General features: G+C 38.2%; 23 protein-coding genes. 14 read left to right on the top strand and 9 right to left on the bottom strand.

The genetic code is table 11. The features are described 5' to 3' along the window. Positions 1-173: 173 nt before the first annotated feature. A complete protein-coding gene (locus CTN01_RS03910; protein ID WP_045149716.1) occupies positions 174-1,490 on the top strand; it encodes a GGDEF domain-containing protein in 1,317 nt (438 codons plus the stop codon). Positions 1,491-1,555: 65 nt separating this feature from the next. Here CTN01_RS03910 and CTN01_RS03905 read toward each other — a convergent pair whose 3' ends face one another. From CTN01_RS03905 to CTN01_RS03895, 4 genes are all read right to left on the bottom strand, one after another. Further along, on the bottom strand, positions 1,556-2,968 hold the full coding sequence (locus CTN01_RS03905) for a basic amino acid/polyamine antiporter (RefSeq protein ID WP_045084501.1): 1,413 nt from the start codon (positions 2,966-2,968) through the stop codon (positions 1,556-1,558). 193 nt (positions 2,969-3,161) lie between these two features. After that, positions 3,162-3,623 (bottom strand): SulA-like leucine-rich domain-containing protein, encoded by a 462-nt coding sequence (locus CTN01_RS03900; RefSeq protein WP_045149715.1) that lies wholly within the window; start codon positions 3,621-3,623, stop codon positions 3,162-3,164. Between the two features lie 874 nt (positions 3,624-4,497). Beyond that, positions 4,498-4,650, bottom strand: a complete 153-nt coding sequence (locus tag CTN01_RS22715) for a hypothetical protein (RefSeq protein ID WP_162836223.1) — start codon at positions 4,648-4,650, stop codon at positions 4,498-4,500. Positions 4,651-4,795: 145 nt separating this feature from the next. Continuing rightward, positions 4,796-5,515, bottom strand: a complete 720-nt coding sequence (locus CTN01_RS03895; protein WP_005368027.1) for a sulfite exporter TauE/SafE family protein — start codon at positions 5,513-5,515, stop codon at positions 4,796-4,798. 201 nt (positions 5,516-5,716) lie between these two features. Here CTN01_RS03895 and bla point away from each other — a divergent pair, with 201 nt between their 5' ends. Next, positions 5,717-6,604: a class A beta-lactamase gene (gene bla / locus CTN01_RS03890; protein ID WP_045149750.1), complete on the top strand. Its 888-nt coding sequence runs from the start codon at positions 5,717-5,719 to the stop codon at positions 6,602-6,604. Between the two features lie 160 nt (positions 6,605-6,764). Further along, entirely contained in the window at positions 6,765-7,307 is a 543-nt protein-coding gene (locus CTN01_RS03885) for a prepilin-type N-terminal cleavage/methylation domain-containing protein (protein ID WP_005368025.1), read from the top strand. Between the two features lie 41 nt (positions 7,308-7,348). On the opposite strand, the gene CTN01_RS03880 is transcribed toward CTN01_RS03885, so the two are convergent. Together CTN01_RS03880 and CTN01_RS03875 are read right to left on the bottom strand one after the other, a co-directional pair. Continuing rightward, positions 7,349-8,212 (bottom strand): MurR/RpiR family transcriptional regulator, encoded by an 864-nt coding sequence (locus CTN01_RS03880; RefSeq protein ID WP_045149714.1) that lies wholly within the window; start codon positions 8,210-8,212, stop codon positions 7,349-7,351. Positions 8,213-8,240: 28 nt separating this feature from the next. Continuing rightward, positions 8,241-9,512, bottom strand: a complete 1,272-nt coding sequence (locus CTN01_RS03875) for an amino acid deaminase (protein ID WP_107342087.1) — start codon at positions 9,510-9,512, stop codon at positions 8,241-8,243. A 176-nt stretch (positions 9,513-9,688) separates the two neighbouring features. Between CTN01_RS03875 and CTN01_RS03870 the strand changes: the two genes are divergently transcribed. The 9 genes from CTN01_RS03870 (at position 9,689) to CTN01_RS03830 (ending at position 20,983) form a co-directional block, all read left to right on the top strand. Next, positions 9,689-11,140 carry an N-acyl-D-amino-acid deacylase family protein gene (locus CTN01_RS03870; protein ID WP_045149710.1) on the top strand — a complete coding sequence of 484 codons (1,452 nt, stop codon included), beginning with the start codon at positions 9,689-9,691 and terminating at the stop codon, positions 11,138-11,140. Positions 11,141-11,182: 42 nt separating this feature from the next. After that, the gene (locus tag CTN01_RS03865; protein WP_005368015.1) at positions 11,183-11,575 is read left to right on the top strand and encodes a RidA family protein; all 393 of its coding nucleotides are present in this window, start codon (positions 11,183-11,185) and stop codon (positions 11,573-11,575) included. Between the two features lie 100 nt (positions 11,576-11,675). After that, the gene (locus CTN01_RS03860) at positions 11,676-12,635 is read left to right on the top strand and encodes a sugar kinase (protein ID WP_045149708.1); all 960 of its coding nucleotides are present in this window, start codon (positions 11,676-11,678) and stop codon (positions 12,633-12,635) included. Between the two features lie 152 nt (positions 12,636-12,787). Further along, positions 12,788-15,244, top strand: coding sequence for a family 20 glycosylhydrolase (locus CTN01_RS03855; RefSeq protein WP_107342086.1), 2,457 nt, complete (start codon positions 12,788-12,790; stop codon positions 15,242-15,244). Positions 15,245-15,317: 73 nt separating this feature from the next. Continuing rightward, on the top strand, positions 15,318-16,364 hold the full coding sequence (locus CTN01_RS03850; protein ID WP_045149707.1) for a lactonase family protein: 1,047 nt from the start codon (positions 15,318-15,320) through the stop codon (positions 16,362-16,364). A gap of 100 nt (positions 16,365-16,464) precedes the next feature. After that, entirely contained in the window at positions 16,465-17,058 is a 594-nt protein-coding gene (locus CTN01_RS03845) for an alpha-ketoglutarate-dependent dioxygenase AlkB family protein (RefSeq protein WP_045149705.1), read from the top strand. A 138-nt stretch (positions 17,059-17,196) separates the two neighbouring features. Continuing rightward, complete coding sequence (locus CTN01_RS03840; protein ID WP_045149704.1) at positions 17,197-17,655, top strand: hypothetical protein; 459 nt, start codon at positions 17,197-17,199, stop codon at positions 17,653-17,655. Between the two features lie 498 nt (positions 17,656-18,153). Then, positions 18,154-20,028 (top strand): 2-oxoacid:acceptor oxidoreductase subunit alpha, encoded by a 1,875-nt coding sequence (locus CTN01_RS03835; protein WP_045149700.1) that lies wholly within the window; start codon positions 18,154-18,156, stop codon positions 20,026-20,028. Further along, positions 20,015-20,983 (top strand): 2-oxoacid:ferredoxin oxidoreductase subunit beta, encoded by a 969-nt coding sequence (locus CTN01_RS03830; RefSeq protein WP_052666682.1) that lies wholly within the window; start codon positions 20,015-20,017, stop codon positions 20,981-20,983. The genes CTN01_RS03835 and CTN01_RS03830 overlap by 14 nt, the downstream gene beginning before the upstream one ends. Positions 20,984-21,074: 91 nt before the next feature. On the opposite strand, the gene CTN01_RS03825 is transcribed toward CTN01_RS03830, so the two are convergent. Beyond that, positions 21,075-22,364 (bottom strand): hemolysin family protein, encoded by a 1,290-nt coding sequence (locus CTN01_RS03825; RefSeq protein WP_045149698.1) that lies wholly within the window; start codon positions 22,362-22,364, stop codon positions 21,075-21,077. A 398-nt stretch (positions 22,365-22,762) separates the two neighbouring features. On the opposite strand from CTN01_RS03825, the gene CTN01_RS03820 reads away from it, so the two are divergent. Beyond that, complete coding sequence (locus CTN01_RS03820) at positions 22,763-23,131, top strand: LptM family lipoprotein (RefSeq protein WP_045084516.1); 369 nt, start codon at positions 22,763-22,765, stop codon at positions 23,129-23,131. 342 nt (positions 23,132-23,473) lie between these two features. Here CTN01_RS03820 and CTN01_RS03815 read toward each other — a convergent pair whose 3' ends face one another. Continuing rightward, the gene (locus tag CTN01_RS03815) at positions 23,474-23,887 is read right to left on the bottom strand and encodes a nitrous oxide-stimulated promoter family protein (RefSeq protein ID WP_080896223.1); all 414 of its coding nucleotides are present in this window, start codon (positions 23,885-23,887) and stop codon (positions 23,474-23,476) included. Between the two features lie 241 nt (positions 23,888-24,128). Between CTN01_RS03815 and CTN01_RS03810 the strand changes: the two genes are divergently transcribed. After that, the gene (locus tag CTN01_RS03810) at positions 24,129-24,422 is read left to right on the top strand and encodes a hypothetical protein (protein ID WP_005367981.1); all 294 of its coding nucleotides are present in this window, start codon (positions 24,129-24,131) and stop codon (positions 24,420-24,422) included. Between the two features lie 185 nt (positions 24,423-24,607). Here CTN01_RS03810 and CTN01_RS03805 read toward each other — a convergent pair whose 3' ends face one another. Next, positions 24,608-25,483, bottom strand: coding sequence for an NAD(P)-dependent oxidoreductase (locus CTN01_RS03805; RefSeq protein ID WP_045084517.1), 876 nt, complete (start codon positions 25,481-25,483; stop codon positions 24,608-24,610). Between the last annotated feature and the right edge of the window lie 273 nt (positions 25,484-25,756).

Below are 25,756 nucleotides of genomic sequence, written 5' to 3'. Positions count from 1 at the left end.
CGATAATGATAAATATAAGATAACTTATTGTTTTATTTGTGTAATAGTTAGCATTAAAAGTATAGTAAGGCTTGCATATTAACGATTATCTTATTGTTATTATCGCTGAGCTTTGCTAGTTTCACTATTAACTTACATGCATATTTTTTGCTTTATTTGTCCCTGAGGTTTTCATGACAGGTTTAACAAAACCAGTCCGTTATACTGTATTCTTTCTTGTTATTTTCACCTGTATTGTTTATGCGTGGTTTATACTTGGCGGTGCAAAGAAAGAGTACGTAGTTACCCCTGTAAATAGCACATACCGAATTATTGATGATACAGCACAAAATGGTGCAACTGAGTCGTCTTTAAATATAGACAGAAGTGGTGCATTACTTGAATGTAATATAGTTAATAAAGCGCAATGGCCTTTTTGTGAGATTGCAATTTCATTGACTGACTCAGTTGATAAAGGCATTGACCTTAGTGATTATGATCATGTTGGAATTGATATTGATTATGACAGTCCTCTAGAAGGAGAAAGAGTACGTATTTATTTACGTAATTTTGATCCAGCTTATGCGAAGTTATCAGATCCTATTTCTCTAAAGTTTAATGCAATTGAGTACGCCCCTGGAGAAGATAAAGGACTCGTCGTGTTTCCTCTTCGTTCTTTTCAAGTTTTATCATGGTGGATAGCGGATTACGAAGTGCCTGTTGATAAATCAAATAGGCAGTTTGATAACATTTCAATCATTGAAGTTGCGACAGGCAGTTATGTAAAAGAAGCTAATTATTCCATTAAATTAAATAAGCTGGTTTTTTATGGTGAAAGGATCAGTGAACAAGTGTTAGTAAAATTATTGCTATCGCTTTGGGTGGTAACAGCAATATTTTTTATCATTATTGATCGTATTTATCTAAGAAAAAAGATTAAAGAAACGGAAGAACGTACACAACGTTTACGTGATGCTAATCGTGCTTTGTACGAGAAAAGTTTGGTGTTTGAAGAGTTAGCATTTACGGACCCCTTGACGCGAACTCGTAATAGACATGAAATTAATGAATGGTTAGCAGAGGCTACAACACACTCTATTGATAACAAAATTTCTTTCTCAATGATATTTATCGATATCGACCACTTTAAGCAAGTGAATGATAAGTATGGTCATCGCTTAGGTGATGAAGTATTACGACGATTTGCAAGTTTGATTAATAAGCGTGTACGAAAATCTGATGTATTTGCTCGTTGGGGAGGAGAAGAATTTGTTATTTTCTGCCCCGCAACACCTTTAGGTGCTACCGCAGAACTTGCTGAATCAATACGTGAATGTATTGAGAGTGCAGTATGGGATAACGGTATGAAAGTGACTTGTAGTTTAGGTGTCGCAGAACTTGAGAATGAAGGTTATAGTCACTTTATTGAGCGTGCTGATGAGGCATTAATGAAGGCAAAAGAGCGTGGTAGAAATCGCGTTGAGATAGCTTGGAATGAACGTCAGTTATAAGTTAAATAGATGATGTAAAAAAGCCGTGTTGATTTTATCAATACGGCTTTTTTTGGGGTTGCAATTTAGATGACTAACTTTCCTGTTGCAAGTAAGTAGATGCCAAACGCTGAAATAGTAATAAGGAATAAAACAAAATAGATTTCTTTACCTACAAAAATAGGCTTATTTTGTTCACGTTTTGCTTTGATAAAGAAAAACAGTCCAGGTAAATATAAAATTGCAGACAATAGCAAATGGTGTAAACCAGATGCGTATAGTAGCCAAATACCGTATACGGTTGCAAAGATACCAACCCAGAGTAAAGAACCTCTATTTTTAGTTTGTATTGCTATTTTTAACGTATAAGCAGCAACTAAAAAGTAGGGGATTAAAATCATTTCAGAGGCAATGACCAAAATATTATTGTAGGTTCCACCGGCAAAAGTCACTGCAAATAAAGATATCTGAATACAAATAGTCGTTAGATTTAATGCGGTAACAGCAGTGCCGGCTTCATTTTGTTTCTTATAAACTTTAGGAAACACATTGTTATTAGCGGCTAGGAATGGAGCTTCTGTTGCTAAAACTGTCCAGCTAAGGAAAGCACCGCATACAGATATGAGTAAGCCACAGCCAATTAGAACAGCTCCCCATGGGCCTAAAATGTGTTCTAGTACTTTAGCCATTGATGGATTTTGTAACTTAGCGAGTTCTGGTGTGCTGATAACACCCATTGAAAGAAGCGTTACAAAAATATAAATAATAAGTGCTGTTAATAGACCGAGAATAGTTGCTCGACCAATATCTTTCCGGTCACGAGCTCGTGATGAAACAACGACTGCGCCTTCAACACCAATAAATACCCATACTGTGATTAACATAGTCGATTTTACTTGATCAAGTAGATCATGTTTGGAACCAAACTCAATGCCAGTAAAATCAAAAATGAATGTGTGCCATTTGAAGGCAAGCATGGTAAAGAAGACAAATAAGAATAGAGGTACTAATTTAGCGATGGTTGTTACCATATTAATTTTTGCTGCTGTTTTAACACCTCGCAAAATTAAGAAGTAGACTAGCCATAAGATAATAGAAGCGCCAACAACAGATTGCCACGTATTACCAAGTCCAAAAATAACATCATTAGGTTTATCGAAAAACATGCCTAATGTGCTAAAGACAATCACCAAATATGAGACATTTGCTAGCATTGCACTAAGCCAGTAACCCCATGCGGAACAAAATCCGATATAGTCACCAAAACCAGCTTGCGCGTAACCAAACACACCACTATTAATTTCAGGTTTTAGAATTGAAAGGTATTGAAATGATAGAGCGAGAAAGATCATGCCAATGCCGGTGATCATCCATCCAATCATTACAGCCGCTGGACTTGCAACGAGTGCCATATTCTGAGGAAGGCTAAATACGCCGGCACCAATCATTGAGCCGATCACGAGTGCTGTTAGCGCTCCTAATCCAAGCTTATTATCCATGTTGTAACCTAATCTTTAATTATCATATTAATAAGATTATATGGGCTTTTTAGGTACCTAAAAACTATTATCGTAATAAAATGATAGTTTGTATGTTTATTTAGGATAATACAGGGGCGATATTTAAATTTATTAACGTTAATCGCATTAAAAATACGTCAATTTAACCATTTTGTTACGATTTTAATTCATGTTAGTGCACGGTTAAGTGGTCTGTTGTATTTTTATTTAGAACAAATGCCATCGCTTTTCCGTTTGTCGCTGCAGAGTTTATAAGGGGAGTATCAAATTGTTCAATTTCACCAGCAACAATAACAGCACTGCAATTTCCCATCTCTAATGCTTTAACCATTAAGTTATGTTTGCTTTGATGAGCCGGTGTTTTTAACAGCAAGACTTTGTTGATGTCGATACCTGCATTTTTCAATAATGATTTATCGATTAATGCGTCATAGCCAATAAACATGATCCAACGATTTTCACTATTCGCTTTTTTTAATAGTCGTAAGAAATATGCTAATTGAGTTTGTTGCTCTGCACTATAACTCACTTCAATTGGTTGTCTTACCGCAGTTGAAAATGATTGCTGGGTTGATTCTGCTGCAAATGTTGACTTGTATACTTGTGAAGCAGTAATTGATGAGTGGTAGTTCATTAGTGCTTTCCTCAAATAGTGGTTATATATACATACTGTATGTGTATACAGTAGTTTTATTTAACTCCTGATGCAAGTGTTTTTTGTGTAATGTTTTTATGTCCTGTGTGATCTTTTATAGTTTTTTTTTGATCTTGGATTTGATTAAGGTGTTGATTTTAAATGTTAATTTTAACTATTTTTTGTTTTTGTTATTTTGCTTTATGAAAACTGAAAATTATCATTAGTTAAAATATTGCGCTATATCACAGGTGTTTATACAGTAACTCACACAGTGGTTTGTACAGTGATTGGGTTAAAACCAGATACAGTATTAAATGGTTAATTTACTGTCTAGGTTGCCTGCGGATGATCAATCATCGTAATTAATGGCAGTAATGTGAATAGAAGAAGGATCATGACACATTCATCCACGGCATTGCCCACAGCACAGCCAATGCATTTAGTTGTGTCGATTGTCGGTTTGTTCTTAATCCAGATAAAACAATATCGATAGGGCATTTATATGTATTAAGAAAGACTTGCATGTAGGCTGATGTGTTAATGAGATCTAATATGGGGCAGGCGGTTAATTACTTCTGTACGATCAGGTAATGGGAAAATAACGTGTTTAGGATACGCTAACATATTATTGTAAATAGCTATTGATTCGTTTTACTTTGAGAATAGTTGTTCATTTCATCAATAGCACGATTAGGTTGAGTCGTGAAATTGCGTAAATATAAAGTAATTAGATCTTCTGGAGTGTAAATCTAAATGAGCATGACGTGGTATTTGAGATAAATAAAAAGAATAGTTCTTGAAAAGAGTCGTATTAATATGATGAAAGTAATAAGCATCTGTTATTAAGATGCTTATCTATTAAGTAACTAGACTATAAACAATATGCAACAATCGCTTCTTCGTAAGTGAAGCCTGTGTCATTTTCAACCCAGCACTCTATACTAGTACCTTCAATATCATCTGTCGTGATACAGTCTTCAACAATACCAAACTTTCCATTTGTTAAGGCAACAACAATATCCATATTATACCCCTTAAATAACTTATCAAAATCAATGTCTTCAACATATGTTTATCAAGTTGTATCGGTAGTGGTCAATCCTTTTATTGGGTTAAATTGATACTTTTGGCACTAATATTAGTGATATGTGACATTAAGTACATATTTACTAGTAGATACTTTCATAAATGGCAATGATGCCACAGATTAAACACAAGATAAGAGCAGCATATCGAACTTTTTCTTTTGGTAGAGACTGTGTCGTTTTAAGTGCTAACCAATATCCCAGCCACGCACTTGGAATTAAAGGAAGAGTGAGCCAAAGTTTATCTAAGGAAAGAAAACCAACAGGGATTTGCGCAACTAAAGAAACAATAGAACTAAAAACAAAGAATGCAGAGAGGTTCCCACGTAATTGATTGGCTTCCTGATGTTGTAACAATATAGCCATCGGCGGCCCACCAATGGCTGAGCTTGTGCCGAATAAACCTGAGAAGAAACCAGCAATAACCATTCGACGAGGTGTCGGTTCAATCCGATAAGGTAAAACACTCACAACCACTGCAAGTAGAACCAGCAAACCAATCCACAGTGTTAGGACATGAGCCGAAACATAAACGAGTAAAGCAGCACCTGCAATAGATCCAGGAACTCGCCCTAAAATTGCCATTTTTAAACCACCAAGTTCAATGCTACTACGATGTTTTAAGGCGTTAAGTAACGAGATAAATAAGGCAATAAGGCAAATAGGGGCAGGGACATATTGTGGAGCATAAACAATTAAAATAGGCGCTGAAACAATTGCTAGACCAAAGCCAATAGCTGTTTGGACGTAAGATCCAACAAAGATAACTGTAATCGCAAGTAAGGTAGTAGGTTCAATAGTCATTATATTTATGTAATAGTTTAAATATGGATGGTTACATATGTCATGTAAATTCTAAATCAAACTAATACTAATAATGTATAAAGTAAAATAGTAAATGAAAATATAGGTTATTATCCAGTTTTAATTAACTTTATGTTGCCAACGTTACTTTTAATAGATTTTTTTACTGATAAAATGCGAAAGCTATTATCAGAGGTGTACATGAGTTATTTATCAAAAAAAGTATCAAAACGCATTATTGTTTCAGTATTAACAGCCTCTCTGTTGGGCTTTTCTAGCGTAAGCCTAGCGGAAAACATCACAGTTAATTCAGCGATCGAGCATGCAGAAAAGCAATTAGGTGCAAGAATTGGTGTCTCTGTATTCGATGGTAAAGGAAAGCAGTTGTTTGGCTATCATAGTGATCAACTTTTTCCATTAATGAGTACTTTTAAAACTCTTGCTTGTGCAAAGTTGCTACATGATAACCAAATTAATAATGGCATGATGGATAAAACCTATCAGATCACCGCCGATTCGATTTTAGATTATGCGCCAGTATTTAAAGATAAAGTCGGGACTGAAGTGTCATTAAAAGAGGCATGTTTTGCCACCATGACGACCAGTGATAATTCAGCGGCGAATTTAGTACTAAGTCACATTGGTGGACCAGTAGGCGTAACGACATTCTTAATTGATGGTGGTGACAGTGTAACAAGATTGGATCGTATTGAACCATTACTCAATGAGGCAACACCAGGCGATAAACGCGATACCACTACGCCTTATGCGATGAATAAAACCATTACTAATCTAGTATTAGGTAATGCTTTAAACGAGTCTTCAAAACAACAACTGAAAGACTGGATGGAAGCAAATAAAGTCTCGAATGGTTTGTTGCGATCAGTTCTACCTAAAGGGTGGGAGATTGCAGATCGCTCAGGTGCTGGTGGTAATGGCTCTCGTGGTATTACAGCGGTGGTATGGAATGAGCAAAAACAACCTTTAGTGATCAGTATTTATCTAACAGGCACTAAAGCGAGTATTCCTGAGCGAGACGAAGAAATAGCTCAGATTGGTCAGGCCATTTTGCAGCAGTTTGGCGCTTAAAACACAAGAATACGAAAGCACAATATAATTTATGTTGTGCTTTTTTGATCTATTGATGATGGTAACGTTTTTATACCACTATGTTTGCTATTTATTGCTTAGTTAATAGGATATAGATATACGCCATAATATAAGCTGATGCACATAAAGGGTAACTGTAGTGAAAATTAGAGGTTTTAGTCTTATTGAACTAGTTATCATCATCGTTATTGTTGGAATTATTGCTGTTTTCGTTGCCCCTAAATTTTTAAATATCAGTAGAGATGCACGCATTGCTTTATTAAAAGGTGTGAAGTCTTCACTGATAACGGCAAGTGATTTTGTCCATACTCGCGCAACTGTTCTTGGCGCTGAACATGATCCTAATAAGTCAATGATAGATGCTGGTGATGTTAATATCGAAATTGTTATGGGTTATCCAACAGGGCACTGGATGCGTAGCATGCGCTATTTACTCACTTTAAATGATATATCCTATACAAGAGGTCGAGATACCCAATGCCAGTCGGAATGGTGTGGTTTGGGTAACCAACGTACAGTACCTAGTGATCAAATCCCGCCATTACCAGCAGGAAATACCACACCTAAAGTCGGTAAAATATTTCCTCGAGGCTTTAGTTATAACGATCAATGCGGCGTTTACTTTGTAAATTATTATGATGGGGAGCCACCTGTTGTTGGTATTGAAGATAAAGATTGTTAACCCAGCATTTTCATTTTAAACCGTCACAGATATTTATTTTATTAATCTCCTAGCGGCTGTCGTTCTAAGCCCCCGCGATGGGCATCAAGTGCTACTTTTAACCGTCGTAGTTTATCTCTTGAACGTCGTTTGTTTTTAACGGCAATGGCCATTGATATTACATCAACCAGTGCTAGCATAGCGTAACGTGATGCCGATGGTTTATAGATAAAATCTGTTTCCTGATGTTTGATTGGCAGTACTAAACTGGCTAATTCCGCGAGTGGGGTATTATTCGGGGTAATAGCAATAATTTTTAAGCCATACTCTTTGGCTAACTGCGCGGTTTCAACCACGATTGGCGTGTAACCGGTAGACGAAATCATTACTAAAACATCATTACTTTCGGCGGTTGCGGCTATCATTCGTGATAACAGCCCATCGTTATAAGCTACAACTGGGTAGCCTAATCTAAATAGACGGTGCTGCATTTCTTGTGCGGCAATTGTTGAACCGCCGCCCATTCCAATAGCAACGACTTGCCGCGCGTTGTGTAACCAATCTGCAGCGGTATCAATATCTTTTTCGACAATTAAACTGCGGTTTACATCTAATGACTGTTTGATTGATTCATAAATACCTTGATAACCACCTTGATCCGGTGGCTCTAGAATAAATCGCTGACCGACAGATAAGCTTTGTGCGAGTTTAATTTTCATGTCGCGCACGTTCTTACATCCAATCGCTTTAGCAAAGCGAGTAATAGAAGCTTCACTAACATCAGCACCTTGCGCTAATTCGGTAATACTGGCATTTGCAGCGCCTTGAATGTCATCCATGATCCATTGGGCGACTTTTTTTTCAGCGTCACGAAGGGCACTAAAACGCTCTGTGATTTGAGAAATAATATCGACGTCTACACTCACATTGTTTTCCTCTCGTTAATTAGTACGTTTAAAACCACGTTTTTACCCAGTGAGTGACGCGATCGTTATCATCAGATACTGCGACAGCACGCCATTTATCAAAGGTTAGACAAGGGTGAGAAGTTGAAAAGACTAAGACATCTCCAACTTGTAGGTCGCAATCGCTTGAAACAGAGAGAAATGCATGTTGATCCATCACATCCGTTGTTTTTACCTGATCAAAAGTAACAGGCTCACCATTACGATAAGCTCTTTCAAGAATAGGTAATCCTGCGTCAAAAGCTGCATCACGTTTGCCAAAGCCGACAATCACTTTATTCGGCTCTGGTCGAGAAACCACATATGCCCAAAGCTCTAGTGCAGATGCTAAATCACCACCTAAGTTACACGCTATCCCCTGGTTTTTCTCAGCACGCTGCATAACTTCATTTTGCGCATCAAGATAAATGCCTGTGTCATGGATAGCATAACAACCGGGACGAATAATAGCCTCTAGCTCTCGATGCTTATTAAAGCACTCTGCAACAACGTCATACCAAGCAGAGCCAGCCCCTGTGACTAATGGTATTCCTTGAATGAGGTGTTCTTGTTGTAATTGGATGGTGATTGCAATAGTACGATTGAGAAAGTCTCTAACTTGTTGTTCTGCATTATCGCCATGAATAACCCCTTCGTATACTTCAATCCCTTTTAAGTTTAAGTGGGGGCTTTGGTGAATATGTTGTGCTAACGCCATGATTTCTTGCTCTGTGCGACAGCCACAGCGACCGCCTTCAACACCCATTTCAATTAATATATTCAGTTTTTGCTCATGGTTGGCAAAGAAGTCTTCCAAAGCTTCAACATTGCGTTTTGAGTCGACACAACAATAAAAGTCGACATCATAATGATTAATTAATTGCGAGATGATCATCATGTTTGCGCGACCCACTAATTGATTAGCCATAATGATATTTTTTGCCCCGCTGAGTACTGCTATTTGAGCTTGAGCAGGGCTTGCAATAGTGATACCCCACGCACCGTTTTCAAGTTGTTGGCGGAAAAAAGCGGGTGTCATGGTCGTTTTACCATGAGGTGCCAATTTCACGTTATGGTGATTAGCAAATCGTTGCATCCACTGGAGGTTATTATCCAGTAAAGAGGCTTTGATTACTGCAGCAGGTAGAGCAATTTCTTCATCAATAAGGCTGTAATTCCGATTTGACTCAGTCGTAATTGGTTGCGATTTATCACCAAAACTTGGCGTAGTAAAACAGTTGTCATGGTAGTTTATATCATACCTCAGTTTTTTTTTATCCATGTTGCACCTTTTCTAACATAACTTAACTCATTGATAATTATTTTATAAGTATGTGAAGGGTAAATTACGTGTTAGAAACTATCAAACAATTGTTGCCTTTTTGTGTGTTTTATCACTGATTAAAATCCGTATTTCTTTACTATGTCCGCATCTTATAAATTGAGAGCGTGTTCAGTATGCTGTGCGATACCATCATTAAAAAAGCAGTCATTGTTGACGGTACTGGCGCGGCATCGTTTATTGCTGATGTCGCCATTTGTCAGGATCGTATTCAAGCGATTGGTCAATTAGATGGTTATTTCGCTAAGCAGGTTATTCACGCTGAAGGATTGGTGTTGTCACCGGGTTTTATTGATGTACATACTCATGATGATACCAATGTGATCCGTGCGCCTGAATGTCTTTCTAAAATTAGCCAAGGTGTCACAACCGTGATAGTGGGCAATTGTGGCATTAGTGCGAGCCCGACGATTCTTAAAGGCGAGCCACCAGAGCCTATGAACTTATTGGGAAAAAAAGACGATTTTCAATATTCAACCTTTGGCGATTATGTAAAAGCGGTGCAAGCAGCGGAGCCTGCGGTGAATGTTGCTGCGTTGGTGGGGCACACCACATTACGCAATAACGTGATGGATAATTTGCAACGTACTGCCACAGATGAAGAAATTAAATCTATGCGCCACAGCTTAGCTACAGCGATGAAGCAAGGTGCATTGGGATTAAGCTCAGGATTAGCTTATCAAAGCGCAAAAGCAGCAACCGCAGATGAAGTCATGAGATTGGCAACTGTGCTAAGCCAATATGGTGGTATTTATACAACCCATATGCGTACAGAGTTTGAAGCGATCATAAGTGCGATGGAAGAAGCCTTTGAAACAGGAAAGTATGCACAAGTACCTGTGGTCATATCTCACTTAAAATGTGCAGGAGCTGGTAACTGGGGGCGCACGGTAGAAGTGTTATCATTGATGGATAAAGTCTCTGAATATCAAGATATTTCTTGTGATTGTTATCCATACTCAGCCAGTTCATCAACGTTAGATTTAAATCAAGTTACAGATGATTTTGATATTTTTATTACTTGGTCTGAATCCAAACCAGAGCTAGCAGGTAAAACCCTAAAGGTGATAGCTGAAGAGCTGAGTCTTTCGTTAATAGAAGCAGCAAAAGCATTACAACCGGCAGGGGCTGTTTATCACTGCATGGATGAAGACGATGTAAAACGAGTTTTGAAATATAAATTGACCATGGTGGGGTCTGATGGCTTACCGAATGATCCGAAGCCACACCCTCGTTTATGGGGAGCGTTCCCACGAGTGTTAGGTCAATACTGCCGTGAAGAGCAGTTATTTTCATTAGAAGAAGCGGTTCATAAAATGACGGGAATGTCGGCGAATCGATATCAATTAAAAGATCGCGGTGAAATAAAAATAGGGGCGTTTGCCGATTTAGTTTTATTTGATCCTGATACCATAAAAGATACTGCCACATTTCAAAACCCAATATCTATTGCTAATGGTATAGAAAGCGTCTTTGTAAATGGGCAATTAACATATTCAAATGGCAACGTCAGTGGCACAAGGAAAGGTGTATTTTTATTCAGAAATAACACCCAAGAAAATAATTAAAAAATAAATTTAAAGAATAACTAATTATCGGTGGAGAGTAGTATGTCAATCAAACGTTATGGTGTAGAAGGTGGGGTAGGCACAGGAGGTCAACACTTGCCATTTGCTCGTGCAACTGAGGCAGGAGGTTTCCTTTATGTCTCTGGTCAAACACCGATGATTGATGGTGAAGTAGTAGAAGGCGGAATCGTTGACCAGTCTCGTTTAGCGATCCAAAACTGTATAGATATCATGGACGAAGCAGGCTATACCCTTGCCGATGTAATGCATGTAAAAGTCGTGCTTACTGATGCCCGTTATTTCCAATCTTTCAATAAAGTGTTTCGTGAATTTTTTGGTGAACATCCACCAGCACGTATTTGCATGGTGTGTGATTTGGTTGTTGATGTAAAAGTCGAAGTCGATGTGACTTGTTACCGAGAAGACCGCCGTTAACCCCAGATTTAAAGTTTATTTGGAGTGCCTAAATGCCATCTCTTCAATTATTTAGGCACTCTTTTTTTATTTATATATTTACATATTGAGCTTTTAATTAATGCTTAACTCCACTGTAACCAAAATCGCATTTTTTGGTGAGTGTATGATCGAACTTAGCGGCGATCCTATTCGTAAAGGCTTTGGTGGCGATACATTAAATACTGCGCTTTATCTTTCACGATTAACTCGCCAGCACTCAATACATGTTTCTTATGCGACAGGGTTAGGTGTCGATACATTATCTCAAGAGTTGTTGGAAATATGGCGTCTAGAAGGTATCCACACAAATTTGGTTGAAACCTTTGCTCAGCAATTACCCGGTTTATACATGATACAAACGGATGACGTTGGTGAGCGTAGCTTTCTCTATTGGCGAGATAACTCGGCAGCCAACCGCTATTTCTCAACCTCATCACTGAATAAATTAGAAATTGCATTACAAGATAAGCAATACGAGTATTTTTACCTGAGCGGTATTAGTCTTGCCATTTTAGACCAAGCAAGCCGCCTGCGACTTAAACACCTGCTTGAAGCTTTTTCAAAAACAGGTGGAAAGATCATCTTTGATAATAACTATCGCCCTAAATTATGGTCGAGCGAAGAAGCGCAACATTGGTATAGCCAAATCTTACCACTTGTTGATATCGCGTTAATCACACAAGACGATGATGTTTTGGTGTGGGGAGATGATGAAAGTGTTGCTGCTCGCTGTTTACGTATGGGCTGCAATGAAATAGTGATTAAACGAGGCTGTGAACCTTGCCTGCTTATTTGGCGGCAAGATCAGTATGTTTACCACACTTATGTTGCGGCAGAGCAAGTTAGTAATGTGATTGATACTTGTGCAGCAGGTGACTCATTTGCTGCGGGTTATTTAGCTGGGCGAGTGACAGGGCAAAGCTATCAAGATTCAGCAACGTTAGGACATGCTTTAGCGGCGATTGTGATCCAACATTCAGGTGCGATAATCCCCGAAAATGCAATGAAACATTTAACCTTACCCTCAAAAAGTGCGTAACGTTACTCTTTTGAATACGAGAAGTGATTGAGCCAGTGGCTGAATTTTTCCAGACGCTGGCTGATGTTGGTGAAAACAGTAATTCGGATTAGTTGCATTAAAATGCAATACGTTTTCAGTTGTACAATAAAATAAATAGTAGGTTCTGACGCATGTATAAAGGGACATTAGCATTACTTATTTCTAGTATATTCACTCTTCCAACGGCAGCGATAGCAATGACGCCAAATAGCGATTTAAATTTAATGCCTTATCCACAGAATGTGGCTCTTAAAGAAGGCAAAGTCACTTTGGATAAATCTTTTTCGATTTATATCAAAGGTTATAATTCGCCTCGTGTTAAATTCAATACTAAAAGAGTCATGGAGCGACTTTATCGTCAGACAGGGTTGCCCATGTTGAACTGGCAAGCACAATCTGAACAAGACGCGACGTTAGTGATTAATATTCATCATCGCCCCAAATCAGATGTTCAGAATATTGATAGTGACGAGTCTTACACGCTTGATGTTGGTAACGATAAAATTGTAATTAATGCTGAACGCCCTTATGGTGCATTTCATGGTCTAGAAACCCTTCTTCAAATGGTTTCTACGGACGCTACTGGTTATTTTGTTCCTGCTGTTTCTATTCAAGACAAGCCACGCTTTCCTTGGCGTGGGGTATCTTACGATACTTCAAGACATTTCATTGAGCTTGATGTGATCCTTCGCCAGTTAGACGCAATGGCATCAGCTAAACTCAATGTTTTCCATTGGCATATATGGGACGATCAAGGAATCCGAATTCAGCTTGATAACTACCAAAAACTTTGGCGTGAGACTGCCGACGGTAATTACTATACCAAGGATCAGATTCGTCAGGTTGTCGATTATGCACGTAATTTAGGTATTCGTGTTATTCCAGAAATATCATTACCAGGTCATGCTTCAGCGGTGGCTCATGCTTACCCTGAATTAATGTCTGGGATAGGAAAGCAACAATACCCTCAGCAACGTGGATGGGGTGTATTTGAACCCTTAATGGATCCTACTAATATAGAACTTTATGAAATGTTAGCGAGTGTGTTTGATGAAGTCGTCGCGTTATTTCCTGATGAGTACTTCCACATAGGTGGGGATGAGCCTAATTATCAGCAGTGGCGTGATAACCCGAAAATTCAGCAATTTATTCAAAATAATAATATTGATGGTGAACGCGGTTTACAGTCTTACCTAAATACTAAAGTAGAGAAGATGCTGGAAGAGCGCGGTAAGAAAATGACTGGATGGGATGAAATCTGGCATAAAGACTTACCCAAATCGATAGTGATCCAAAGCTGGCAAGGTCATGACAGTATAGGTCGTGCCGCAAAAGAAGGGTATCAAGGTATTCTTTCTACGGGTTATTACCTAGATCAGCCACAACCGACAAGCTACCACTATCGAAACGACCCTATGCCCAAAGGGATCACTGTGGATGACAAACTTCATCAAGGTGAGGAATTCGAAACTTACGAGTGGGTGAAGCCTAGAGGTAAAGGAGGTCCACGTAAAGGTAACTTAACTATTATTACCGCTGTTGACGGTAGTCATCGTGCGTTTACAGACTACAACGGTAAGTCTCGTGAAGAGGTGTACATTCTTGAGTATGTGCCAGGCGTCAAATTCCGAGGGCATTTCGATAACTTCATGTCATACACCGAATTTAATTACGATTTTGCCAATGACAAACTTGCAGACAGCAGTTATCAGTTAATCGGTAATGTGCGCTGGCCGGCAACAGGGCAACTTGTTGCAAGTAGTGATATGAAAGGAACTCAGATCCCAGAACCTAATGGGGGCTATCCAGCAGAGTTGACTGAAAAAGAACAAGCACTGATTTTAGGCGGTGAAATTACAATATGGGGCGAAAATCTCGACTCTATGACGATTGAGCACCGTTTATGGCCGAGAAGTTACGCAATTGCAGAGCGTTTGTGGTCAAGCCAAACGTTAACCGATGAGCGCAGCATGTATAAGCGAATGAAAGCAATCGATACGTGGTCAGAGATATCTGTTGGGTTACGTCATCATGCGGATGCAAACATGATGCTAAAACGTCTTGCTAATGGCACTGATTCAAGCCCGTTACAAACCTTAGCTAAGTACGTTGAGCCCGCCCAATATTATGCACGTCATTGGGAAAAGTGGAATTCGACACCAACGAAAGGCGATTTATATAACCAGTATGAACGTTTAAATCGTTTTGCTGATGCATTGCCTGTTGAAAGTTTGGCTGTGTATGAGATGAAAGATCTGGTTTCACGTATTAATAAGGGAGAGATGTCAGCCCTTGCTACGCTAAATATGCATTACTTGACAGTTAAGTTAGCCGCGCAGCAAGCAAAACCGATCTTTGCTAACAATATTGCAGCTGTAAATACTATGCCTATGACTGATGCTGTTATAGCGGTTGCAGATCTCGGAATGAACCTGATTGATAAAATAAAACAGGGAAGCCAGTTATCAGAGCAAGAGGTAGCGGCTTATCATCAAATTATTGATAAAAATGCCGTCATATTTGACGAAACCATCGTTGCTATCGTCTCGCCAACTGAGCAGTTACTTCACATTTTAGAAAATCATTAAACGAAATCGTTGCCGTCTGTTTATTCAGGCGGCATTTTAATGATTGGTAACGCATTTATTTATGAAGGTTTCCATGACAAAACAATCCCCTTTACATTTTTATGTAGGCACTTATACCGATGCACCGAGTAATAGTCATGGTGTTGTAGGCATTTCCCTTGATCCTCAATCTGGCGTATTAACGTTAAACAATGAGATAGTGCCTGATATGTTGCAACAACAGCATAATCCATCATATCTTGCTTCGACTCAAAACAGATTATATACCTTTAATGAAATTGATAGACATAGTGGTGCACAACTGCATTTTTCTGATAATAAAACGCGTTGTTCTTTAGCTATTGCTGGTGATTACCCTTGTCATATTGATGTAAAAGATAAGCTTTTGGCGGTGGCGAATTATGGTTCAGGTAATGTCGCTGTTTATGGTTTAGATGAAGAAGGTCAACCGACGGAGTGTATCGCAGATTTATTTGTTGATGGCTGTGGACCAAATGTTGATCGTCAAGAAGCCCCTCATGCACATCAAGTGACATTTCTAAAGCATACCAATCAGTTAGCTGTTGTTGATTTAGGCAGTGATTGCATTTATTTCTACGATTATGACGTAAACACATTATCATTTGCCTTAAATCAAACACTAAACATGCCAGCAGGATCTGGCCCTCGACATCTTGTTTTTAGCCATGATGAATCAATCGGCTATGTTGTGTGTGAACTGTCTGAAACGCTTGTGGTGATCACAAAACAAAATGGCTGCTGGGAGCAAGTATTACAACAAGCACTGCTTGCTAATGAAGAAAATAAACAAGCGGCATCTGCTATTTACCTATCACCAGATGAACGCTTTTTATATGTTTCTTGTCGTGCTCAAAACAAGATTAGTTATTTTAATGTAAACGGTGAAAACGTCACTCAATTAGCCGCTGTTGATTGTGGCGGGGCATTCCCTCGTGATTTTGTGATTTCCCAAAATGGCGAATGGTTGCTGGTGGCGAATCAACATTCTAACGATATTATTAGCTATCACCGTAATGTTGAAACGGGCGCTATTAAAGCAACAGGTTATAGTTGTAAGGTCGGTGCACCTGTGTGCCTTATCGAGATGCTTTCACGATAATCCAATTGATCTTAATGTCTTAAAAGCCATAGTGTTAACTGTGGCTTTTTTATACCTTAAAAACGTATAGTTTGTTGTTAAATGAATTTAGGATATCACGATGGGTTTATTTGCTGAGCAAGGGGAGTGGATAACAATCAACAATGGATTACTCTATTGGCACCCACAGTTTTTGAATTTACAGCGGTCTGAACAGTATTTTCAGCAACTGAAAAGCGAATTGAATTGGCAACAAGAACACATAACGCTATTTGGTAAGTCAGTGCTTCAGCCGAGGTTACAAACATGGATCGGTGATGCTGTTTATACTTATTCAGGGCTTACTATGCATCCACAACCTTGGACATCGGCAATATTAGATTTAAAAACACAGTGTGAACAGCAAGCGCAAACGAGGTTTAACTCTGTGCTTGGTAATTTATACCGTGATGGTGAAGATTACATGGGGTGGCATCAAGACAATGAGCGTGAATTAGGTCATCAACCTGTTATTGCTTCTTTAAGCTTTGGTGCAACACGGCAGTTCGTGTTTAAACATAAAACCACTAAAGAGAAAATTGCCTTTCAATTAACACCGGGATCTTTGCTGATAATGGCGGGAGAGACCCAGCAGTATTGGCAACATGCATTACCTAAAACTAAACGTGTCAATGAGCCACGCATAAACTTGACCTTTCGTTATATTAATCAGTAACTGCAGATATGATCACGTTCGATTGTAATGGCTATCATCAAAACGTTATATTTTGATAACTCATTCTAATTAATCAATTATTACAATCACTATCTCCACCTTCACAGGATAGGCTTATTGACAATAAGGGAGGGGGATATGTATTTTTTCAATTTAAAAGCCTTGTTGCTTGATTTAAAACACAATAATGTCACTGAGCGGGAATCTGCGTTGTATGTTTTGATTCCGATTATTTTGATGATGCTGTATTCGTATTACTTACCACAAACAGATTCATTAGAGTCACTTGCTGATGACGTAATGATTATAATTAACTTTATTATTTTATTTATCGTTAATGGCGGAAATAACGGAAAGAACTTTTTAATTAAATACTTTTCGTTAAGCTGGGTTGTAACGTGGCGAGTTTTAATCTTTTACCTCGTTCCATTTACGTTTGTATTCTCGGGTCTTATGTATTTTGTTTTTCCCGATTCTTTAAAACATGATACCTACGGCTTATTATTATATGGTATTGCTTTTGAAGTATTTTATCTGTTTTTTATGATTAAGGCATTTAAAGCAACGTTACAAAAAGTAGTCATAGCTTATGACTAGTAGAAAAAAGTAATTACTTTTACTTTTGTCACATAGCTAAACAACGTAAATAATAGCTCTATTAATTTATGAGTAAAAAAAAATAGAGCTATTTTTTGATCAATTGAAAGCATTTAAAAATAAAGATCTGCTATTTACTATATTTTATTCTTTTAAAATAAGAGGTAAATCACTGCTTTTTAATTTAAATAAAATAATGCTTTCAAACCCTCTTATAAATTAGTTTATATATTAATATTTTATTAATATGCCCACTCTTACTTCTTGTTCTTTTAAATCAATATCTTAAGTTGTAAATTATGGTTCGTTAGTCTATTTTTCTTTATATTATCTTTACATGACTCAGATCTCGTCTTGATTATATGATGGAAACTAAGGCGACCAGAATAATGGTTATCCTATATCAGAAATCCTAGGCTAAATGATTTCGAAATGGCTTAAATATGTTCTTCCTTATGATAAAAGAGCCAGATAAATTTAACTGAGGTCAATAATATAATGAACTTTAATAGTCCTTCATCAAAGCAGTCATTAGATTCAGAAGTGATTCGCTTTGCAGGCGACTCTGGCGATGGCATACAATTTACTGGAAATAGATTCTCAAGTAGTGTCAGTTTGTTTGGTAATTCGCTTGTAACGCTACCTGATTATCCCGCTGAGATTCGAGCACCGGCAGGCACCGTTTCGGGCGTTTCGTCTTTTCAATTGCAATTCGCTGATCATGATGTTTACACACCTGGCGATCAGTGTGGTGTTTTAATTGCTATGAATGCCGCAGCACTTAAGAAAAATATTGCTGATTTAAAGGTTGGTGGTCTGCTTATTGTCGATAAAGCAGGGTTTAGAGATTCGCTAATTAAACTTGCAGGCTATGATGCTAATCCACTGACAGATGGGTCATTAAAGGCTTACCGTATAATTGCTGAAGACTTTACACAACTGACTCTTCATTCTCTTGAGGGGTTAGGACTGCCTGGAAAAGTTGCTCGTCGATGTAAAAACTGCTTTATGTTAGGTATTGCGTTATGGATATTTAGTCAAACGTTAGAAGAAGCTGAAAACTGGATTAAAGATCAATTTTCTGAACAGCCACAGATAATAAATGCCAATATTTCAGCGTTGAGAAGTGGTTATAACTATGCGGATACGACAGAAATCTTTGGCGAGAGTTGGCAGGTAGGAAAAGCAAATATTGAACCTGGACGATACCGTTCAGTGTCAGGGAATGAAGCATTGTCATTGGGTTTAATAACGGCATCCTTTGCTGCTGATAAACCGTTATTTTTAGGCTCTTATCCTATTACTCCAGCTTCTGATATTTTGCATCAGTTAGCGAAATATCAACAGTTTGGTGTGACTACATTTCAGGCTGAAGATGAAATTGCAGCTGCAGGGGCAGCATTAGGTGCATCTTATACTGGAGCTTTAGGTGTTACCACGACATCAGGTCCGGGACTATGCCTAAAATCTGAAATGATCAATTTGGCCGTTATGACAGAGCTACCTCTGGTTGTTGTTGATGTTCAAAGGGGAGGACCATCAACGGGGCTTCCGACCAAGACAGAACAATCCGATCTCCTCTTCGCACTGTATGGGCGTAATGGTGATTCGCCTCTTCCTGTAATAGCAGCATCTTCACCGGGTGATTGTTATGCGATGGCCATTGAGGCTTGTCGATTAGCAACTACTTTTATGACTCCAGTCGTTCTCCTTACCGACGGCTATATTGCTAACGGTACTGAACCATGGAAAGTACCATCAGAGGAAGAGATTCCTTGTTGGGATAAACCAGAAGTGAGTGTCGCAGGATCTTATTATCCATATTTACGCGATCATGACACTTTGGCTCGAGAATGGGTTGTACCGGGCACTGAAGGTAAGCAACACAGAATTGGTGGATTAGAAAAGAAAAGTATTACGGGGGAAGTGTGTTATGAACCCAATAATCACCAGAAAATGAGTGATGAAAGAGCATTAAAAATTAGCAATATTTCCCGCTTTATTCCAACCCAACCTTTACTGGGCTCTGAATTAGACGAGTTATTGGTTATTTCTTGGGGAGGGACACTAGGATCAGTCAAAACAGCGGTGAATGAGCTTCGAGAACACGGCTACTCTGTTGCACACACTCACTTACAATACATTAATCCGCTACCTAGTAATTTCTCTGAATTATTGAACAATTTTAAACATATTTTAGTTGTTGAGTTAAATAACGGACAACTAAAACAATACGTTCAATCACAAGTTCCAATACCTATTGAAGGTTTCGCTAAAACTGATGGAACCCCCTTCAAAGTTGAGGAGTTAACCACAGCAATTAAAAAGACGTTAAAAGAGATCGAAACTGGAGTTGAACGTGTTGAATCGTAAAGATTATATTTCAGATCAAGAAGTAAAGTGGTGCCAAGGCTGTGGCGATTTTAATGTATTAAAAACCATGCAGTCAGTCTTAGCTAAAATGGATAAAACGAAACACAATACGGTATTTGTTTCTGGTATTGGATGCTCTTCTCGATTTCCATATTATATGGATACATATGGCTTCCATACTATTCACGGAAGGGCACCAACAATAGCGACTGGCATTAAAAGCGTGAACCCTGAACTCGATGTATGGGTTGTTACCGGTGACGGTGATGCATTGAGTATTGGAGGTAATCACTTTATTCATGCAATACGCCGTAATCAAGACATAAAGATCTTATTGTTTAATAACGAAATATATGGATTAACAAAAGGACAATATTCACCAACCAGTTCACAAGGTTGTGTGAGTAAATCGACGCCAGAAGGAAGTATTGATTATCCACTGCGTCCTTTAACGATAGCTGCGGCAGCTAATGCCAGTTTTATTGCGAGAACTTCTGATAATGATCCCAAGCACATGGCTGCAATTTTTGAAGCAGCAGCCAACCATAAAGGATGTGCTGTCATCGAAATTCTCCAAAATTGCGTTATTTTCAATGATAAAGTGCACGAACCATATAATGGACCAAAGCAGCGTAAAGAAAACTTATTATATTTAGAAGACAAACAGCCTATGTTTTATGGCACAGACATGGCACTTAAGTTATCAGGCCTAACACCTGAAGTTACGCATAGTTCAGACAAATCTGTATTGGTTCATGAAGTTAATACAACTAACACATCACTTGCTTATATGTTGGCAAACTTAAGCTATCCTCAACACCCTGTACCTGTTGGTGTATTTCATCAAACGCAGCGTGAAACTTATGATCAGTTGCTTGATAAGCAGCAATCAAAGGTAAAGCTTAAAAAATCACAAGTAATGATACTTCTTGAACAGAACAGTTATGTTTTATAGTTCTTATTAAAAAAGCCGCATTTGATGCGGCTTTTTACGAAAATAGGATTAACTTCACTTAGTAATCTATTAGTTCTAATCGCGGTAAGGGTTATTCGTAGCGTTGGGCTGATATCCTATCTATACGGTTATTTTCTAATGTTAGAATGCGGAATTGCCAACCTTGCCAGCTAATACAGTCATCCAATTTAGGTAAATCATCTAATAGCCACACTAACATTCCGCTCAGTGTGTGATAGCCGCCGTCTTCTTCGTCTGGTAATTTATTAATATCTAATAAGTCTTTAAATACAGTGATCGGCATCATGCCATCTAAATTCCAACTGCCGTCTGGATTTTTCTCTGACCAAACATCTTTTGGATTATCAGGAGTAAATTTACCGGCTAATGCCTCTAAAATATCTTGAGAAGTCACGATACCTTGAATATCACCATATTCATCAACCACGAAGGCAAAGTCTGTGCCTGAGCTTTGGAACATTTCTAATAGCGTTGTTCCTGTCCAGTTTTCTGGTACGAAAACGGGAGGGGTTAAGTAATCTAAAATTGATAGCGGATTTTCAGCCGTATTATCATTAATAAATTGTAATAACTGCTTGGCATTTAATGTGCCCTTTAAATCGCTGAAGCCGTTGTTTCCAACAGGAAGGCAAGCATACGTGCTTGAGAGTAATTTTTGTAAATAGCTCTCAGGCGAATAATTTAAATCAAGATAAGTAATTTCATTTCGTGGCGTCATCATTGAAGATACTTTTCGGTCATCGAAATTAAATACGTTACGCATCATGTTATGTTCATGCTGGTGGATCACACCGGACTGAGAACCTTCCGCGATCACTGCACGGATATCATCTTCTGTTAGTGCTGAACTGTCGTCTTTTCCTTTGCCCAATAAACGCAACAGTAAATCGGTTGAGTTTGCCAATAACCATACAAATGGACGAGAAATAAAAGCGATAACTGCAATTGGGCGAGCGAAAAATATCGCAATAGAAACAGCGTTTACTTGACCTAATCGTTTAGGGACTAATTCACCAATAACAATCGATACATACGTTAAAACAATGACCGCAATTGCTGAAGCAGTAAAGCCAACGGATTTTGTAGGAAAGCCTAACTCAATTAACCAATGTGAAATAGGGCCAGCTAAAGCAGCTTCGCCAATAACACCGTTCATAATACCAATAACAGTGATACCGATCTGCATTGTTGATAGAAACTGCGTAGGTGATTCACCTAGCTCTATTGCTTTTTGAGCAGAGATATTCCCTTCATCTGCTAATCGTTGTAACCGGTTTTTCTTTGCTGTGACAAGTGCTATCTCAGACATAGCAAATAATCCATTAATAATGATCAAACAGACCAAAATAATGATACTCATTTATTTCTCCTAGAAACCTCGAGTGCACCATAGGGTGGGAATAAAAATAGGTGCGCCTATAACGTGAATAAAGGAAAGCCTATTCACACATTGTAGGTGATTATATCTATAGTATGCCTATAAGGTTAATTAAAAATTAACCTTTATTGTTTATTGGTAAGAAATAAATTACGCATTCGTTTAGCCAATAGACAGAAGTGAAAACAATCGGTGTTATTTGTTTAAATAAAGAAAATAAACCATGACCAGCTTGTTATTGACTCATGTTTGATAGTTATTATCGCTGTCTCAGCAATGCTAATTCATTGAACTTGTTATGTTTGATATAGTCTACGTAAAACTTTCTTTGTTATAGTAAGCAAAGATCACCGCTCAGCGGAATACATGAGGATATCAGTGTGAAAAAAATTCAACTTGGCCTTGTTGCAGTTACAACGGCATTATTATTAACAGGCTGTGGGGAAGCAAAAATCACCGGTACGCCAATTAAGAATGTAGATTCTATCGCGGTGACATCCGCAGAAGATATTGATGTATTTTGTCCTACAGGTATTTGTACTTTTGAATTAACGGCTTCTAAACCTGTTACCGCAACTGTAACGATGCATTACGATTACACCAAGCTATATACCAAGATTGAAGGTGTTGACGTTATTGGGGAAGGGGCAAAAAATGCTAAAGTTGTCGATGAAGATCAATTTACTGTAGATATTAGCAGTGCAAATAAGCCTGTGAAAATTCAAGTGATTGATTATTACCGTAACTAAATAAAATCTATTCGTTATCAAAAGCAGCGATCATCCATCGCTGCTTTTTTAGATAGAAATACTCTAAATATTTAAAGCGATGAACCTTTACTAATAAACGCCAGCCATTTGTTACTACAATTCACATGTTGTCTGTTTTATTTATAAAAAGTCATGAAACGAAATATTTATGCACATACGGGCTATTTTTAATGGTTTCCTTTTTATCTCGGTATTTTTTGTCATTACAGTGGTGTGTGATTTTTGCACAGTAGTAAATGGGCTGATTACAAAGTAAACAAGCTATCTAGCAGTTTTAAAAGAGAATGAAATATAAAATAGAAAAAATATCGTATTCATCATTTATTTTTTACTTATTGTTTCTTCAATGTTTCTTACTTTTCTGTTTGACGTCATCTCTTGATTTAGTGCTTTAACTTTTCTTTTATCATTAATTAGGTGTGTAATAGCCATTATTGGGTGTTTATACATCATTCTAGGGCCTGGATAACGCATAATTGTTTGTGATTTGACCTTTTCTTGAACTTTGTAGCAATGAATAGGGCACTGTCGGCAAGTTGGCTTGTTGATACCATAAGGACAACGATCTAGCCTTTGTTTTACGTAGCTTTTGAAAGTTTCACAGTCTTGACATAAATTAACTTTTTTACATTTTTCGTAATGGTGATGAGTGCAATAAATTTCAATCATTGCTGAAATGGTCAAAAATTCACGATTTAATTTACCTAGTAGCTTAAAGTTAGTGTTTATAGTCATCGTTTTGTATTTCTTAATTAATTCTATCTAGAACTTCAATTATACAAACATGTATATGAAATGATATTTAAGTTTTTAGAGCGGGAATATGAAATTAAATCGTGTTTTTAATGATAAATAGCATCACCTTTGTTACCAAGTTGAAAAAAAGTATCAGTTTTTTAAAGAAACATAAGGCGATGGGTTGATTTAAATAGGCTAGAGCAGTAGTATCCACGCCTCGATTTTTATGGTGGTGTATATGAGCAGATTTGAGTGCCTTGAAAGAATTGTCGACGAATATCGTAAAAAAGTTCGTGACGCTGAGTTTAACCGTCAGAACGATAGCGAAGTTGCTAAAGTTCTTGTTTTACTAGTCGGTAACTCTATGTTCAGTCTGGCTGATGAATTTGCTGATTGGGTTAATCGTGGTGGCGATCGTAGCTACGGTGGTAAGTTTTTCGTTTCTAAGCAACTAATGACGTTGTTAGAGCCTGTAACTTTCCGTGGTGTAACAGTACGTCGTGATTCGATTAAACTATTCAGAATTTCGTAAGCTGAATGGATTCAATCGGTATTCCATGACTCCAATGTAGAATTGGACAACGGATTTTTGATCTTGATGTTTATCGGGGTCGGCAGAAGGGGATGCGCGTGCATCCCTTTCGCTTTTCTGGCGTTATATAATATCGGTTTTCACAAAGTCACTATCTCGTCTCAGTGATTGTGTTTTAGATTAAATTAAACCGTTTTATTGAAAGCTTTAATTAAGACAGATGTATCCATTCTGCCTAGCCCTTCGTTTTGTAATAAGCCATAACGTTTATCTACTGCGTCCGTCAGTGGTAATTCAAGATCGTGTTTTTTTGCTTCATCTAAACAAAAGCCCAGATCTTTACGCATCCAATCAATAGCAAAGCCAAAATCAAATTTGTCTTCAGCCATGGTTGTAGCGCGATTTTCCATCTGCCAAGAGCCCGCCGCCCCATGTTTTAGAACGCTAACAACCTGTTCGATATCAAGGTTTGATTTTTGTGCCAGCGTTAATGCTTCACTCAATCCTTGCAGTACACCTGCAATACAAATTTGATTCACCATTTTACAGCGTTGACCTTGTCCATAACCGCCAACTAATACCGCTTGTTTCGCGTAGCTGTTTAAAATCGGTAATACGCTATCAAAAACAGCTTGTTCGCCACCGCACATGATAGTCAGTGCACCATTTTCAGCACCTGCTTGACCACCAGAAACTGGCGCATCAATAAAGTTAACGCCTTGAGCTAAGCATGCTTTCGCCAACTCTTCAGCAAGTTCCGCAGAGGTCGTCGTATGATCAACAAGGGTAGAGCCCGCTTTCATGCCAGCTAAAACGCCGTCAGCGCCAAATACAACGCTTCGAACGTCATTATCGTTACCAACACAAAGCGCAACCACATCGCGGTTCTGAGCGGCTTCACGCGGCGTTTCACTGTATTGTCCTGAAAACTCCGTTGCCCATTGCTGCGCTTTAGAGGTTGTACGGTTATACACAGTGGTGTCGAAACCTGAATTAAACAGGTGACGTGCCATTGGGAAGCCCATTACACCCAAACCAATAAAAGCGATACTTGTTGTCATAGGTTTCTCCTTACCAAATACAGTCAAATTGAGTTATGTCATTATGTGATATGTTATCAGCGAACAACGCGCAGATTCATAAAGCTATAGCAAGCTGAACGTTTGTTATTAGTGGTTTAACTACCTTTGTAACTTTAGATTTTATCCATTTGTGCTAATCGTTAGCCCAATGGTTACCAATTGATGGTTGTGTACACTAGAGCTTGTATTGACATATGTCAATTTGTTTATTTAATGTATCATTTTACGTGTGATTTGGTTAAAGTTGATTAA

It is taken from the genome of Photobacterium angustum (genome assembly GCF_003026365.1).
Lineage (GTDB): Bacteria > Pseudomonadota > Gammaproteobacteria > Enterobacterales > Vibrionaceae > Photobacterium > Photobacterium angustum.
This window is presented reverse-complemented; position numbering and strand designations above follow the sequence as displayed.

Coding starts and splice junctions, on each gene's coding strand:
- CTN01_RS03825 (WP_045149698.1), bottom strand. CDS start 22,364: ATGAGTATCATTATTTTGGTCTGTTTGATCATTATTAATGGATTATTT.
- CTN01_RS03875 (WP_107342087.1), bottom strand. CDS start 9,512: ATGGATAAAAAAAAACTGAGGTATGATATAAACTACCATGACAACTGT.
- CTN01_RS03870 (WP_045149710.1), top strand. CDS start 9,689: ATGCTGTGCGATACCATCATTAAAAAAGCAGTCATTGTTGACGGTACT.
- CTN01_RS03810 (WP_005367981.1), top strand. CDS start 24,129: ATGAGCAGATTTGAGTGCCTTGAAAGAATTGTCGACGAATATCGTAAA.
- bla (WP_045149750.1), top strand. CDS start 5,717: ATGAGTTATTTATCAAAAAAAGTATCAAAACGCATTATTGTTTCAGTA.
- CTN01_RS03845 (WP_045149705.1), top strand. CDS start 16,465: ATGGGTTTATTTGCTGAGCAAGGGGAGTGGATAACAATCAACAATGGA.
- CTN01_RS03865 (WP_005368015.1), top strand. CDS start 11,183: ATGTCAATCAAACGTTATGGTGTAGAAGGTGGGGTAGGCACAGGAGGT.
- CTN01_RS03850 (WP_045149707.1), top strand. CDS start 15,318: ATGACAAAACAATCCCCTTTACATTTTTATGTAGGCACTTATACCGAT.
- CTN01_RS03900 (WP_045149715.1), bottom strand. CDS start 3,623: ATGAACTACCACTCATCAATTACTGCTTCACAAGTATACAAGTCAACA.
- CTN01_RS03805 (WP_045084517.1), bottom strand. CDS start 25,483: ATGACAACAAGTATCGCTTTTATTGGTTTGGGTGTAATGGGCTTCCCA.
- CTN01_RS03835 (WP_045149700.1), top strand. CDS start 18,154: ATGAACTTTAATAGTCCTTCATCAAAGCAGTCATTAGATTCAGAAGTG.
- CTN01_RS03860 (WP_045149708.1), top strand. CDS start 11,676: ATGCTTAACTCCACTGTAACCAAAATCGCATTTTTTGGTGAGTGTATG.
- CTN01_RS03815 (WP_080896223.1), bottom strand. CDS start 23,887: ATGACTATAAACACTAACTTTAAGCTACTAGGTAAATTAAATCGTGAA.
- CTN01_RS03855 (WP_107342086.1), top strand. CDS start 12,788: ATGTATAAAGGGACATTAGCATTACTTATTTCTAGTATATTCACTCTT.
- CTN01_RS03840 (WP_045149704.1), top strand. CDS start 17,197: ATGTATTTTTTCAATTTAAAAGCCTTGTTGCTTGATTTAAAACACAAT.
- CTN01_RS22715 (WP_162836223.1), bottom strand. CDS start 4,650: ATGGATATTGTTGTTGCCTTAACAAATGGAAAGTTTGGTATTGTTGAA.
- CTN01_RS03910 (WP_045149716.1), top strand. CDS start 174: ATGACAGGTTTAACAAAACCAGTCCGTTATACTGTATTCTTTCTTGTT.
- CTN01_RS03905 (WP_045084501.1), bottom strand. CDS start 2,968: ATGGATAATAAGCTTGGATTAGGAGCGCTAACAGCACTCGTGATCGGC.
- CTN01_RS03895 (WP_005368027.1), bottom strand. CDS start 5,515: ATGACTATTGAACCTACTACCTTACTTGCGATTACAGTTATCTTTGTT.